At 35.1% G+C, this 14,893-nt stretch carries 13 protein-coding genes; 8 read left to right on the top strand and 5 right to left on the bottom strand.

The features are described 5' to 3' along the window. Nucleotides 1–3: 3 nt before the first annotated feature. The 8 genes from nuoL (at nucleotide 4) to TTHT_RS05990 (ending at nucleotide 10,672) form a co-directional block, all read left to right on the top strand. Nucleotides 4–1,953 (top strand): NADH-quinone oxidoreductase subunit L, encoded by a 1,950-nt coding sequence (gene nuoL / locus TTHT_RS06025; protein ID WP_201327077.1) that lies wholly within the window; start codon nucleotides 4–6, stop codon nucleotides 1,951–1,953. A 13-nt stretch (nucleotides 1,954–1,966) separates the two neighbouring features. Next, nucleotides 1,967–3,493 carry a complex I subunit 4 family protein gene (locus tag TTHT_RS06020; protein ID WP_201327076.1) on the top strand — a complete coding sequence of 509 codons (1,527 nt, stop codon included), beginning with the start codon at nucleotides 1,967–1,969 and terminating at the stop codon, nucleotides 3,491–3,493. Then, nucleotides 3,490–4,926, top strand: coding sequence for an NADH-quinone oxidoreductase subunit N (locus tag TTHT_RS06015; RefSeq protein ID WP_201327075.1), 1,437 nt, complete (start codon nucleotides 3,490–3,492; stop codon nucleotides 4,924–4,926). The genes TTHT_RS06020 and TTHT_RS06015 overlap by 4 nt, the downstream gene beginning before the upstream one ends. Next, nucleotides 4,923–5,588 carry a redox-sensing transcriptional repressor Rex gene (locus TTHT_RS06010; RefSeq protein WP_201327074.1) on the top strand — a complete coding sequence of 222 codons (666 nt, stop codon included), beginning with the start codon at nucleotides 4,923–4,925 and terminating at the stop codon, nucleotides 5,586–5,588. The genes TTHT_RS06015 and TTHT_RS06010 overlap by 4 nt, the downstream gene beginning before the upstream one ends. Continuing rightward, on the top strand, nucleotides 5,585–7,429 hold the full coding sequence (locus TTHT_RS06005; protein ID WP_201327073.1) for an ATP-dependent DNA helicase: 1,845 nt from the start codon (nucleotides 5,585–5,587) through the stop codon (nucleotides 7,427–7,429). Before TTHT_RS06010 ends, TTHT_RS06005 begins: the two co-directional genes overlap by 4 nt. A 43-nt stretch (nucleotides 7,430–7,472) precedes the next feature. Further along, on the top strand, nucleotides 7,473–8,075 hold the full coding sequence (locus TTHT_RS06000; protein WP_201327072.1) for a hypothetical protein: 603 nt from the start codon (nucleotides 7,473–7,475) through the stop codon (nucleotides 8,073–8,075). Next, on the top strand, nucleotides 8,065–9,405 hold the full coding sequence (locus TTHT_RS05995) for an FAD-dependent oxidoreductase (RefSeq protein ID WP_201327071.1): 1,341 nt from the start codon (nucleotides 8,065–8,067) through the stop codon (nucleotides 9,403–9,405). The genes TTHT_RS06000 and TTHT_RS05995 overlap by 11 nt, the downstream gene beginning before the upstream one ends. Nucleotides 9,406–9,484: 79 nt before the next feature. Further along, on the top strand, nucleotides 9,485–10,672 hold the full coding sequence (locus TTHT_RS05990) for an ABC transporter substrate-binding protein (RefSeq protein WP_201327070.1): 1,188 nt from the start codon (nucleotides 9,485–9,487) through the stop codon (nucleotides 10,670–10,672). A gap of 50 nt (nucleotides 10,673–10,722) precedes the next feature. On the opposite strand, the gene TTHT_RS05985 is transcribed toward TTHT_RS05990, so the two are convergent. The 5 genes from TTHT_RS05985 to TTHT_RS05965 are packed head-to-tail and all read right to left on the bottom strand — an operon-like array spanning nucleotide 10,723 to nucleotide 14,873. Then, entirely contained in the window at nucleotides 10,723–11,499 is a 777-nt protein-coding gene (locus TTHT_RS05985) for an inositol monophosphatase family protein (RefSeq protein WP_201327069.1), read from the bottom strand. Nucleotides 11,500–11,508: 9 nt separating this feature from the next. Then, nucleotides 11,509–12,855 (bottom strand): MATE family efflux transporter, encoded by a 1,347-nt coding sequence (locus TTHT_RS05980; RefSeq protein WP_201327068.1) that lies wholly within the window; start codon nucleotides 12,853–12,855, stop codon nucleotides 11,509–11,511. Further along, a complete protein-coding gene (locus TTHT_RS05975) occupies nucleotides 12,852–13,610 on the bottom strand; it encodes an HAD family hydrolase (RefSeq protein ID WP_201327067.1) in 759 nt (252 codons plus the stop codon). The genes TTHT_RS05980 and TTHT_RS05975 overlap by 4 nt, the downstream gene beginning before the upstream one ends. Next, complete coding sequence (ubiE, locus tag TTHT_RS05970; RefSeq protein ID WP_201327066.1) at nucleotides 13,549–14,226, bottom strand: bifunctional demethylmenaquinone methyltransferase/2-methoxy-6-polyprenyl-1,4-benzoquinol methylase UbiE; 678 nt, start codon at nucleotides 14,224–14,226, stop codon at nucleotides 13,549–13,551. The genes TTHT_RS05975 and ubiE overlap by 62 nt, the downstream gene beginning before the upstream one ends. After that, nucleotides 14,226–14,873, bottom strand: a complete 648-nt coding sequence (locus TTHT_RS05965) for a metallophosphoesterase family protein (protein ID WP_201327065.1) — start codon at nucleotides 14,871–14,873, stop codon at nucleotides 14,226–14,228. The genes ubiE and TTHT_RS05965 overlap by 1 nt, the downstream gene beginning before the upstream one ends. Nucleotides 14,874–14,893 lie beyond the last annotated feature (20 nt).

Here is a 14,893-nt window from a genome sequence, read left to right as displayed (position 1 = left end):
GTTATGACTGGATATGTATGGTTAATCCCTGTTTTTCCGTTAATAGGATTTTTAATTAACGGTTTGTTTGGCAGGAAGCTGCCAAGAAAGGCTATTGGAATTATTGGGAGTGGAGCAATTCTTTTATCATTCCTTCTTGCCTGTGTGCTGTTTGTTCAGATGAACGGAAGTGCAGAATTCTCTGAACACGGCATAAGGAATGTACTTTTCCCGTGGATTTCTTACGGAGATTTTAATGTAAATTTTGCATACCTTTTTGATAGATTGTCAGGCTCCATGACTTTAATGGTAGCCGGCGTCAGTTTCTTAATCCATGTTTACTCAATCGGCTATATGGCAGAAGAGGATGGTTACTGGAGATACTTTGCCTATCTTAACCTCTTTGTTTTTATGATGTTAACACTTGTTTTAGCCGACAATTTGCTTTTAATGTTTGTTGGCTGGGAAGGTGTTGGTTTATGTTCTTATCTGCTTATTGGTTTCTATTACACAACAAAGGTTGCATCAGATGCAGGTAAAAAGGCATTTATTGTAAACAGGGTAGGTGATTTTGGTTTTATTCTTGGAATGTTTTTGATTTTTACCCTTTTTGGAAGCCTTGAATTTACAAAAATTAGAGAAGCTATTGTTTCTGCTGGATTGAAGCCTGAGCATACATTGGGGCTTATCACCCTTGCTACAATTCTATTGTTTGTTGGTGCAACAGGTAAATCTGCTCAAATTCCTCTCTATATATGGCTTCCTGATGCAATGGCAGGCCCAACACCTGTTTCTGCACTTATCCACGCTGCAACAATGGTAACGTCAGGTGTTTACATGATAGTTAAACTAAACTTTCTCTTTCAATTAGCACCAATTACCTTGCTTACAATTGCATGGGTTGGCGGTTTAACCGCACTGTTTGCGGCAACAATTGGTACGGTTCAAAACGATATAAAGAAGGTGCTTGCTTACTCAACTGTTTCACAGTTAGGCTATATGTTTTTGGCGTTGGGTGTTGGAGCCTTTATTGCAGGCTTCTTCCACATTTTAACCCACGCATTTTTTAAGGCTTTGCTATTCCTTGGTTCAGGTTCTGTAATTCACGCAATGCACCATGCATTTCACCATGCGGGAATACACGATAAAGACCCGCAGGATATAAGAAATATGGGTGGGTTGAAAAAGTATATGCCTAAAACATACTGGACATTTTTAATAGCAACCCTTGCTATTGCTGGATTCCCGCCATTTGCAGGTTTCTTTTCAAAGGATGAGATTTTGTGGAAGGCATTTGCTTCAAACCATAAAATTTTATGGGGTATAGGTGCTTTTGCAGCAGTACTAACATCATTCTATATGTTCAGACTTGTTTACCTGACATTTTTAGGGGATTTCAGAGGTACGAAAAACGAAGAAGAGGCTTTACACGAGTCTCCATCTGTAATGACTGTGCCACTTATGGCGTTGGCTTTTCTCTCAGTGGTTGGTGGATGGCTGGGATTTCCTCATATATTCCACCTTCCCAATTTGCTTGAGCATTACTTAGAGCCTATGGTAGAAAATATAGGTCATATACACTTTATGCACAATGTATCAATGGAATGGACTTTAATGTTTGTATCTGTAGGTCTTGCAATAATAGGCTGGTTGTTTGCTAAATTCCTGTATGGAAGAAAGACAGATGCTCCTGAAAAACTTGCAAATACCTTTAATTATTTCTATAAAATTCTCTTAAATAAGTACTATGTTGATGAGATTTACTTTGCTTTAGTTGTTACTCCAGTTAGAAAGATAGGCGAGTTTTGCTGGTTGTTTATAGATACTGTAATAATTGACGGGGCTGTAAACCTTTCCGCATACCTTGCAAGGTGTGTTGGTAAGATTTACTCTCTATACCAGAACGGTGCAGTAAAGGTTTACGCATTAACAATGCTGGCCGGAATACTGATACTATTCTGGATTTTCTTATAGGTGAGGGGTAGTTATGTTTGAGAATCATTTTTTAAGTTTGATTACATTTTTCCCGCTGCTTGCAGTTGTTATACTCTTGTTTTTCCCCTCAAAAGAGGAAAAGGGGATAAAGGTTTTCGGGATTGTCTTTTCCCTTATTCACTTTTTAATATCTTTAAAACTATTGCTTAACTTTGACTATTCAGTCTATAAACTTCAATTTGTTGAAAGGACAAGCTGGATAGTTTCTAACTTTTTAAATTCACAGTACTTTATAGGGATAGATGGCATAAGCCTTTTTATTGTTTTGCTTACAACATTTCTTATGCCTATAATCTTTCTTTCAACCTATTCTGGAATTACAAAAAAGGTTAAATCATTTTATATCCATATGTTTTTGCTTGAGGTTGGAATTTTAGGTTCACTTGTTGCGCTTGATTTATTTCTATTCTATGTTTTCTGGGAAGTTATGCTCATCCCTATGTACTTTATTATTGGAGTATGGGGAGGAGAGAGAAGGATTTACGCAGCAATTAAATTCTTTATCTATACAATGGCAGGCTCTCTTCTCATGCTTTTGGGAATTATGTACATTTACAAAACAACAGGAACATTTGATGTAACTAAGATTTACTCTTATCATTTTAGTTTAAATGAACAGATTTATCTCTTTATTGCTTTTGCAATAGCATTTGCAATTAAAGTACCTATTTTCCCGTTTCACACATGGTTGCCTGATGCTCATACAGAGGCACCGACAGCAGGCTCAGTTATTCTTGCAGGTGTTTTGCTTAAATTAGGTACCTACGGTTATTTAAGGTTTGCAATGCCAATGTTTCCAGATGCAATGGTAAAATTCGCACCTTATGTAATTGTGCTTGCTATAATCGGTATAATTTACGGTGCGCTTGTTGCAATGGTGCAGAAGGATATTAAGAAACTTGTTGCATACTCTTCTGTTTCTCACTTAGGCTATGTTATGCTTGGCTTGTTTGCCCTGACAGTTTACGGTATGCAGGGCGGTATTTTACAGATGATTAACCACGGTATTTCTACAGGTGCACTCTTCCTCTTGGTTGGTGTGGTTTACGAAAGAAAGCATACAAGACTTATTTCAGAATATGGTGGTATTGCTAAGGTTATGCCTGTTTACGCAACCTTTTTTATGATTGTTACCCTCTCTTCAATTGGGCTACCTTTGACAAACGGTTTTGTAGGTGAATTTTCAATACTTTTAGGTACCTTTAAATCTTCCTGGCAGCATGCCTGGGTTTACACTGCCTTTGCTGCTTCAGGGGTTATTTTAGGGGCTGTTTATATGCTCTGGATGTACCAGAGGGTATTCTTTAATACAGAGCCTTCAGAGGAAAACAAGAAGTTAACTGATTTAACTAAAAGAGAGATTGCATACCTTGTACCCCTTGTGATTATGATTTTCTGGATAGGGCTTTATCCAAACTTCTTTTTTAAGAGAATGCAGAAATCTGTTGATTATTATTTGAATATGTTTAAGGCAAAACAGGTTGTTACTGTGATTGATAATGAGGGGGGTAAAAAATGAATATAACCATAAATTACTATATGCTAATGCCCTTTTTGATTCTTACAGGGGGGATAATCGTTCTCTCTTTTATGGGTGTTTTAAATGAGAAGATAAAGCATTACTCAGGGGTTATTGCATCGTTGTTTTTGTTTGCTGATTTATATTACTTTGTTAAGTTATTGCCTCAATTAACATATAGAAGTCTTGATTATATGAACGGTATGGTTTTTTACAACGCTTTTAATATTTACCTCTCAATCCTTGTGCTTGTCTGCGGGATTGCATCATTTGTCCTGGCAGAAGGGTTTTTTAACAAGGAAGAATTCAAGCATCCAGAATTTTACGCAATTGCCCTTGCTACAATTTGCGGTTTGCTTGTGATGGTTAATACAAACAACCTTATAAACATTTTTGTTGGCCTTGAGTTAACCTCAATTCCACTCTATGCAACTGTTGCTTATTTTAGATACAAAGAACCGTCTGTTGAGGGTGCTTTAAAGTATTTTATTTTAGGTTCAATTGCTTCTGGCTTTTTCCTCTTTGGAATTGCTGTAATCTATGGTGCAACTGGAAGTGTTGTTTTAAAAGATATAATGATTGTTAAAAAGGGAGATGAACTCTTTAAATTGGGGCTTTTATTTTTAATGGTTGGTATTGGCTTTAAAGCGTCGGCAGCGCCATTCCACATGTGGACTCCAGATGCTTACGAAGGTGCTCCAACACCTGTAACAGCATTTATGTCAATTGCACCAAAGGCTGTTGCAATTGTTATCCTTGTAAAAATCCTTTATATTGCCTTTCCGGATATGTTTATTTTGTGGGAAAAGGCAATTTTTGTAATAGCAATTTTAACTGTTTTAATAGGTAATTTAGGAGCTCTGGTACAAAATTCTGTAAAGAGAATGCTTGCTTACTCTTCAATTGCCCATGCTGGATACCTTTTAATGGCAATTGTTGCATTCTCAATTGAGGGGATTTCAGCAATACTGTTTTATCTTGCTGGGTACCTGCTTATAAATATAGGTGCTTTCGGCAGCCTTTCCCTTTTGAAAATTGGGGATAATGACTATGTTGAATACAATCATTTAAGGGGATTAGGCTATAAATATCCGCTGTTTGGAGTTCTTTTAAGTGTTTTTATGTTTTCTCTTGCTGGAATTCCAGCAACCATAGGATTTGTTGGAAAGTTTTATATATTTAAATCCCTTATTGTAAAAGAGCAGTATATCCTTGCATTAATCGGTATTTTAGGGTCACTTATTTCTGTTTATTACTATTTAAAAGTTGTTGTTTTTATGTATATGAAGGAAAATCCGGAGGAAAGGAATTTTGAATTTAGTTTTTTAACTTTGTCATTGTTAGTTGTTTGTGCTGTAGGGGTAATCTATTTTGGACTGTTCCCTCAGGCAATTAACAAGTTAGCAATTCTTGCTTCAAAGGTGCTTATATGAATGAAAAGGAATTGAAAAAATATTGTTCCTGTGTCTCAGAGGTTGTTGCAAGAAGGCTAACACTTTATTTGAGGTGCTTTATTCAATTAAAAGAGGAAGGGTACGAATTTGTTTCCTCAAAGGAGTTGGCAGAGAGGTTTAATTTAAATTCTGATTTAATAAGAAAGGATTTTTCATACTTTGGCACATTCGGGAAAAGGGGTGTTGGCTATAATGTTGATGAGATAATTGAAAAGATAAAAATGATTTTAGGCCTTCAGAGGGTTTATAATGTGGCAATTGCTGGAGCTGGTAATTTAGGAAAAGCTCTTGCTCATTACCCAAAATTCAATGAGGGCTCATTCAGGATTGTTGCAATGTTTGACAGCAACGCAAGGAAGGTGGGGAGAACCTACGGGGAAAACAATATCCCTATTTTCCATGTTAAAGAATTGCCTGAAAAAGTAAAAGAATTAAAGGTTGATATGGGAATTATAGCCGTTCCTGCGAGGGCGGCTCAACAGGTTGCAGATGCATTTGTAAAAGCAGGGGTAAAGGGTTTAATGAATTTTGCCCCTGCAAGGATTTCTGTTCCCAACAATGTGAAAACAGTATGTGCCGATTTCAGGGCATTGCTTGAAATGTTAGCATATTATGTCTCAAATCTTAAAGATAGTGAATGAGAGAGTTTTTCAGTCAAAACGGCCTTCTTGCTAAGTTTTTAGATGGATTCTCAGAGAGAGAGTCTCAAATTCTAATGGCCGAGAAGGTGGCCAATGCCATTGATGAATGCAAACCTCTTGTTATTGAAGCGCCTACAGGAGTTGGGAAAACATTTGCCTATCTATTGCCTATTTTTCAAAAAGAGAAGAAAGCGATTATATCAACAGCTACCATTGTTTTACAGCATCAATTATTTGAAAAAGATATTCCATTTACTGCACAGTTGTTTAACAGGGATTATAAGGTTGAAATACTTAAAGGAAGGCAGAATTACCTCTGTTTGCTTAGATTTTTCAACGAAAAAAATAAACCTGGTTCAAACAGAGAGAAACACTTATACAACACAATTTCAAGCTGGATTGAATACACAGAGAAAGGTGATTTTTCTGAAATTGAAGGGCTTTCTCTTTCAGACATTTCAATTAGAAAGATTAATGCTGATAAAAATTTTTGTACAGGGAGAAAGTGTCCTCATTACAAAGAATGCTATTTTTATAGAGCAAGAAAAAGGGCTGTTGATGCTGATATTGTACTTGTTAACCATCATCTTTTTGTTTCAGATTTAGCAGTTAAATCCTCTGATTTTGGAAGCATTCTCCCTCTTGCAGATGTTGTGGTTATAGATGAGGCCCATAAATTTGAAACTATTGCTTCAATTCAGTTTGGAGAAACTTTTTCCTTGAGGATGCTTACTATATTTTTTAATCAGCTTCCATCAGAGTTAAGGTTAAAGTATGTTAAGAATTTTGAGTACCTTCAAAACAAAGAAAATCTCGAACTTGAAAATATTCAGACAGCAAGGATTGACAAAAAACAGAAAAAGTATTTTTACAAGTTGAAAGAAACCATGGGTTTTTTAAAAGAGGATTTGAAATTAATAGATGAAGATGATTTTGATTTAAAGACTAATTTAATAAAAAGGGCAGATAGGTTTATAGTTTTTGTTGAGCTTATAGATAATCCAGATTTTGTTTCATTCTATGAATACGAAGATAAAAGCGTTGTTTTTAAGAATATCCCTTTAAATGTATCTGACAAACTTTCTAATCTTTTTAGTGTCTATTATCCCTGTGTAATTTTTACTTCTGCAACTCTGGCTGTTAACAATTCCCTTGATTTTTTTAAGAAAAGCGTTGGAGTTGAGTATGCAGAAAGCTTTGTTTTACCCTCTGTCTTTAATTACAAAGAGAATACTTTGTTATATGTTCCATTGGATATTCCCTTTGTTGATGAACCTGATTTTGTAGAAAAGTCTGTTGAAGAAATTTATGATATTTTAAAAAGAATAAAGGGAAAAACCTTTTTGCTTTGTACAAGCTTGAAAAATGTAAAACTATTTGCCAATGCTTTAAGAAACAAAGTTGATTTAAACATACTTGTACAGGGTGAAGACAGCAATTCTTTTTTAATAGAAAGGTTTAGAGAAAGTCAAAACTCAGTCTTAATTGGTAGCTTTTCTTTCTGGGAGGGGATTGATATAAAGGGGGAGGATTTATCCTGTGTTATTATTGATAGACTCCCCTTTAACAGACCTGATGACCCTGTTTTTAGTGAAAAATCATCAAGGATTAAAAATTCTTTTAAGGATTATGCAATACCTCTTTCAGTTTTACAGTTAAAACAGGGTATGGGTAGGCTTATACGGGATGAAAAAGATAAAGGGATTTTTATAATTTTAGACAAAAGAATTCAGAAAAAATGGTACGGAAAATTCTTTTTAAAAAGTTTATTTAATTTTGAGGTTGTAAATGATAAAGAGAGAGTTTTTGATTTTATTGACAAAAAACTAATAAACCTTTAAAAATGTATTAAAATATTAATGAGATAACTTTAAGTGGTGAAGAATGAACAAAGAAAAAGACAATGTAACTATACTGTTAGACAATCTGGAAAAAGAGATAAAGAGATTAAGGATTGAATACAACAGGGAATTAGCCCATATGCCTGATGTGAATCTTGAGTTTGCCGAGCAAAGGGTTAAAGAGTTAATAAAAACATTAAGAAGGATTCCATTTAAAAAATACATTCATAAATTCAGGTTTGAGAATTTACTTGCAAGGTATAATGTCCAGAAAATAAACTTCAATAGATTAAAAGATTTTCAGGAGAAAAAGTATCAAAAATTAAAAGAGGAAGGATTGATTACAGTTCCATTAGTTGACGCAAAAGAAGAAAATAGAACAGTTGTTCCTCAAGAAGAAAAGGTTGTAATTGGGGATATTAAGTCAGAAGAGCAGAAGTTACAAAAAATTTATAATGATTATAAAATAAAGTTAGAAAGCCAGAAAAAACAGGTAAATGTTCCCTATGAAGTTTTTAAGAAAAAGATATATGATAGGTTTCAGATGATTAAAGAGAAAAATAGAAATGCTAAATTGCAGATAAGATTGGTTGAGGAAAATGATAAAGTTAAAATAAAAACTAAGGTGGTGAAAGATGGGCAATAGGTATGTTGTTATCGGTGGTATTGCGGCGGGAATGAGTGCCGCAAGCAGAATTAAAAAGGTAGACAAAGGTGCGGAGGTAATTGTTCTTGAAAAAGGGGAATTCATTTCTTACGGTGCCTGCAGTATGCCATACTATATTGCAAATCCTGATGGGGATTACAAAGACTTAATTGTGCTTACAGTTGATGATGCAAGAGACAAAAGAGGCATTGATGTAAGAACTAATCACCTTGTTTTAGGGATATCCCCAAATGAAAAAAGAGTTTTTTACAAAGAGTTAATAAGTGGAAAAGAAAAATCTATTAACTACGATAGGCTTGTTATAGCAACAGGCGCATCACCTGTTAAACCTCCAATCCCGGGAATTGATAATGAAAATGTTTTTTCTTTAAGAACATTAAACGATGGGGTTGCTATTAAAAAATTTATAGAGGAAAAAAAGCCTAAAAAAGCGGTTATTATAGGCGCTGGATATATAGGGCTTGAAATGGCTGAGAGTTTCAAAGAATCAGGGCTTGATGTTACAATTGTTGAAATGCTTGAAAAACCAATGCCAAATTACAATGGAGAGATTATTAACTCTATTTTAAAAACCCTTGAGGGAAACGGTGTTAAGGCATATTTTAATACAACTGTTGAAAGGATTGACAATGACAGGGTTATAACCACTTCAGGTGAATTTGAGGCAGATATTGTTTTGCTTGCAACTGGAGTAAAGCCAAATAGTAAGCTTGCTAAAGATGCTGGCATTGAGCTTGGAGTAAATGGGGCAATTGCTGTTGATAGTAAAATGGAAACCTCAATATCCGGGATTTTTGCTGCTGGTGATTGTGCTGAAAGTATTCACAGGATTACAAACAGAAAGACCTATGTGCCTCTTGGGACAGTGGCCAACAAGCAAGGAAGAGTTGCTGGTTTAAATGCGGCAAGGGAACTTGCGAGGTTCCCGGGGGTAATAAAAAGTGCAGAATTTAAACTCTTTGATAAAGAGGTTGCAAGCTGTGGATTAACATTAAACGATGCTTTAAATGAAGGATTTGACCCAGTTGAAATTGTTATTACTGCTTCCTCTGCTGCCCATGGATACAAATACAAATACCCTATACAGGTTGCAATGATTGGGGACAAGAAAACAGGGAAATTATTAGGCTGTCAAATGATTGGCAAAACAGGAGTTGCCCACAGGATAAATATTGTTGCAACAGCAATTTTCAACGGAAATACGGTTAAGGAATTTTCTATGTTTGACCTTGCCTATGCGCCGCCTTTTTCACCTGTATGGGATCCAGTGCTTGTTGCAGCAAATGTTTTGTCAGGGAAGTTAAAGTAGTGTTCTTTGTTTAACATTGACAGTTATTGCTTATTTTGATATGTTTTTTTTGTAAGATATTAATTATTCAGGAGGAAAAATGAAAAAATTACTTGTGGCAATAATTTCAATAGGTATGTTAATTGCGGTAATGTCCACAACAGCCTGTAAAAAGGATAAGGTTGTAAGAATTGGAGCAATTGTTCCTCTTTCAGGTGTTCTTGCTCCTATTGGTAAAGATATTAAATGTGCTATTGAAATAGCAAAGATTCATTTAAATGCGGAAGGTGGAATTAAAGGTAAAAAAGTAGAGGTATTTTACGAAGATTCAATGGGTATTCCTGAAAAGGGAAAAGAGGCATATAAAAAACTTGTTAAAGAGAATCATGTTAGTGTCGTTGTAGGACCATGTGCAAGTGAAGTAGCTTTAGCAGTTGCTCCTCTCGCTGAAAAGTATAAGGTTCCTTTTGTATCACCAACTGCTTCAACTCCAAGGCTTACTCAAAAGGGTAACGATTATACTTTCAGGGTATACCCTTCTGATACAATTGAGGCCAAAAAGTTAGCTGATGTAATGTTTAATAAAATGCTTATCAGGTCAATTGTTGTAGTTGCAGTAAAAAATGAATACGGCTATGGAGTTTCAAACGAGATTTTAAGAATTGCAAGAAATACTGCCGATATGGATGTTAAAGATGTTATCAGGTATTCACCTGATGCTATTTACGATGACTTTGTTGCTATTGCCAAAAAGATAAAAGAATTGGATCCTGAAGCGGTCGTTATGTGCTCATATCCTGACGATGCGAAAATGCTTTTGAAGGCATTAGATGAAGAAAAGGTTAAAGCGTACAAATTTGCTTCTTCCTCTATTGGAAGGCCATCTTTTATAAAAGAGATGGGCGATTTCGCAGTTGGGCTTGTCTACGCAAAGGCTCAATTTGACCCGAAAAGCACAAGGGAAGATGTAAAAAGGTTTGTAAAAGATTTTATTGATAGGTGTGGACATGAGCCTGATGTATATGCTGCACACGCTTATGATGCTTTAAAGATTGCAGCATATGCTAATGAAAAATCACCAAGGTCTGACGATGTTTTGAGAAGGCTTCAGCAGACAAAAGGGTATAAAGGTATTGCTGGCGATGTAACATTTGACAGGTTTGGCGATGTTGTTAAATTCCCGAAAATTTTCGTTGTAAGAAAAGACAAAGATGGAAATATCTTCAGCACAATAATTACAGACGAAGACATTAACAAGGTTAAAGATTCAATTTTAAATAAGAAGTAAAATAGATAGGAAAGCAATAAATTTAAAGCCCCGAATTTTCGGGGCTTTTTTTATTTAAGAACTTTTTCAATCAACTCATTATGTATCAATGAATTTGTTGCCACAATCTCATTCCCGTAAATAGAAAATTCGTTTCCAGAGTAATCAGTAACTTTACCCCCTGCTTCTTCCACTATTAAAACTCCTGCCGCAGTATCCCACGGTTTTAGTCCTATCTCAAAGTATCCGTCAAGCCTTCCGCAGGCAATATAGCATAAGTCAACTGCTGCCGCGCCTCCTCTTCTCAAACCCTGTCCATTTAAAACAGCCTTTTTCATTTTTTCAAGCAAATTGTCAACAACCTTTGCCCTGAAATAGGGAAGACCTGTTACTAAAAGGGATTTTTTTAATTCGCTTACCTTTGAGACCCTGATTTTTTTCTCGTTTAGGTAAGCCCCCTCTCCTTTTTTTGCAAAAAAAGTTTCTTTGAGAAAGGGGATTTCCACCAGAGCGGCTATTGTTTCATTGTCTTTTTGCAAAGCACAGGAGAATGCAAAGAAGGGATATCCATGGGCAAAGTTTGTTGTACCATCCAATGGGTCAATAACCCATAAAAATTCAGATTTCAATTTGTTCCCAGTTTCTCCTGATTCTTCGGCAAGAATAGAGTCTTTTGGAAACCTGCTTAATATGGTTTCAATAATTGTTTTTTCGCATTCTTTGTCTGCTTCAGTTAAAATATCAACACTTCCCTTAAATTGGTAGTCTTCAATCTTTCCGTAATAGTTTAAAAGAATGTGTGACGCAATCCTTCCAAGTTCTTTTAAAAGTAGTATTCTCTCATTCATGTTTTCTCCTTAAACATTTTTATAGTAGATTAGGTAATTTTCAGTTCTATAATTTGCATACATTATAAGCGAGTAAACAATGTTTAACAAAGCAATTGTAACAAAAATTAGTTCAGGTTTTTCTGGATAGAATTTAATAAAGGTGTATGCAAAGCCGAGGCGTACAAGCCAGAATGAAATTATATTTGCTTTTAAAGGCACAGCCATGTAGCCTGCAGCATAGTAAATACCGACAAAAACAAATGCCATTGCAAGAAAAACTTCTGAGAAAGAGATTGTTTTAAGCATTTTGGTCATGTAAAGAATAACTTCAGTATCTTTAGTAAATAAAAGCGCTATTTTGTCAGCAAAGAGAAAGAATAAAAAACCGAAAAATAATCCAGTAATAGACGCATATGTTAGCAGTTTTCTGTTTATCTCTTTTATTTTTTCAAACCTTTTAGCACCTAAATAATGCCCGACAATTGTTGTTGCTACACTTGAATATGCAAATGAAGAGAAGAGTGAGATAGATTCAGCATACATACCAGCGTGCAATGCGGCTAAAACCTTTGTCCCTAAGGTTGCCACAAGTGCAATAAAGATTAATGATGAAACCGTCCTGCTAATCCCCATTATGGAAGCCACAAAGCCTACTTCAAGTATCTGTCTCATTATCCTGAAATCCGGTAGAAAGCTTTTGTGAAAGGTAATACCATACTTTTTTGATAGCAGTATTAAAATTCCCATAACACTGCCTATTGCTCTTGCAATTAAGGTTGCGTAAGCAGCCCCCTTTACCCCTAAAAAAGGGAATCCGTAATGCCCGAAAATCATTGCATAGTCTAAAAAAACATTTATTATATTGCTTACAGCCATTAAAAAAAATGAAGGTTTTACATATCCTGCTCCCCTTAAAAGGGAGTTAATCATAAAGTTAAAAAAAACAAAAATAAGGGAGAAGGCACTTATTTTTAAATAAATATCCGCCTGAGGAAGAATTTCTATGTTTGTATTAATTGAGGTTAAAAGAGGTTTTGTTAGAAAAAATAAAGGGAAAAAGAAAATTAAAGAGAGCATGGATCCTAAAATTAGAGATTGGTTTACCGTTTTATTTGCGTCATTTTTTTTGTTCGCTCCTAATTGCCTTGCAATTAAAGATGTTGAGCCTATTGAAACAGAGGACATAAAGGCAAAAACAAACATTAAAATTGTGTTTGACTGTCCAACTGCTGCAAGGGAATTTGCCCCTAATTTCCCTACAAATATGGTGTCTATAATCCCGTAGAGGGATTGAAGCATCATTGTGGCAAAAATAGGGATATAGAGTGAAAAAATAGTTTTTGTTATGTTTTCAGAGAAAATTTTTTTATTCATAAAACATTTTTTAATTCTTTAAAAGAGCGGATAATGATAATTCTATCTGAGTCTATTAGCTCTTCTTCCTCGTATTCCCATTGGGTTTCTCTCTGAATTAAAATTCCGTACATTCCGGCCTTTACAGCCGGGTTTATATCTGATTTTGGGGAGTTTCCAACCATAACTGTTTTTTCTGGATTAAGTTTTAAGCTTACAATTAACTCTCTGTAATGCTCTTCTTTTTTGTCATTTAAAACTATTGATGAGTTGAAAAACCTTGATAATCCTGAGCGTTCAACCTTGTTTAATTGCTCTTTTTCTTCTCCTTTTGTCAAAAGTATTAGTTTGTATTTCCTTTTTAAGTATTCAAGTGTTTCTTTAACCCCGGGATAGGGGATTGAAGGCTGGTTGTAAATAAAGGTTTTTATTTTTTCAAGTAACTTAAGCTCTGTGGTGCCTATTTCCTTTTTAGATTCGTTATAGAATTGACTTAATGTAAATTCCATTGCTTTTTTAAACCCGTTGCTTCCAAATCCTATTTCTTCAAGTCTCTTTGTATCAAAATGGTTAAGGTAATAGTTTACGTTTTCTCTGTCAAAGCCCTGTTTTTCCATAAAATTAAGAAATGTGTTTCTTGCCTGCTCAAAGTAAAAATAGTTCTCCCATAAAGTATCGTCTGCATCGATTAAAACAACCTCAAACTGTTTTTTATTACTTTTTGTATCCCTTGTGGAGCAGGGATATTCCAAATGGGAGTCTGAAAAATTTAACATCTCTAAACCCCTGTTTTTCTATTATTTTTTTAAATTCTTCTCCGTTTGGGAACTCTTTTACCGATTTGTGAAGGTATTTGTAAGAATTGCCGTCTGACATAAAGATTTTTGCTAAAAAAGGCATCAAATAGCCTGTATAGAAGTTAAAAAACGGGTTTTTATTCGGAGTAAACTCTAAAACAAGCAACACCCCCCCTGGTTTTAAAACCCTTCTAAACTCTTGTAACCCCTTTTCCATATCCTCAAAGTTTCTAATTCCAAAAGCAATGGATACAACATCAAAGGTATTGTCTTTAAATGGGAGTTTGCTTCCGTCAGCGTGGAAAGGGTAAATCTTTTTCCCTTTAATCTTTTTTAATCCCCTTTCAAGCATTTTTTCGGCAAAGTCAACTCCAATGATGTCTGCATCAGGGAATTTTTTTGCAAAATCAACGGCTAAATCAAGGGTGCCGCATGCTACATCTAAAATCCTTTCAACCCTTTCTCCTTCAAGGGATTGAACTGTTTTCTTTCTCCATATTCTGTCAACATTTGCACTGAAAAAGTGGTTGAGAAAATCGTATCTATGTGAAATATTGTTAAACATTGAGCGTATCTTTTTGCTTTCCTTATCCATCAAACCCTTTCAATCCTTCCACTAACATTTTCTTCATCTATTTCAACTATCCCTATGCCCCCTCTTCTAAAAGGGCCAGGGTTTAAGATAAGAGTTTTTCCTAAAAAATCTATATTCGCTGATTCGTGTATATGCCCGCAAAGAAAAGCAACAGGCTGTTTGTCTTCAATTAAATTACGAAGTTTTTTACTTCCAACATGCATTCCAAATATTGTTCTATCTGTTTTTGTTTTATAAGGGGGATTGTGGCATACAACAACTGTTTTTTCTGGCTCGTTCAGGTTATTTTTCAGGCAATTATAGATAAAATCTTCATCTAATTCAAAGGGTGTCCCAAATGGGGTTTTTGTTGAACCACCACACCCTGCAAATTTAATTCCCTTTACCTCTATTTGTTTTCCGTGAATATTTACCCCTAATTCTTCAAGAATATTAATAGAATCTTTCCCATCCATATTTCCAGGTATGGCAAAAATGGCAGGGTTTATCTCTTTCAATTCTGATATTACCTCTTTTATCTCTTTTAAATCTCCATGCCTTGAAATATCCCCGCATACAATAATAGCATCTGCATCTCTCAAAATTTTCCCGCCTTCTGCTAATTTTTCAAGATTTCCGTGTATGTCGCTTAAAACAGCAAGCCTCATAAAAACTCCTCAATCTTTAA

The organism is Thermotomaculum hydrothermale (genome assembly GCF_016592575.1).
GTDB lineage: Bacteria > Acidobacteriota > Holophagae > Thermotomaculales > Thermotomaculaceae > Thermotomaculum > Thermotomaculum hydrothermale.
Note: the sequence above shows the minus strand (reverse complement) of the source record. Positions and strands in the feature narration are given on the sequence as shown.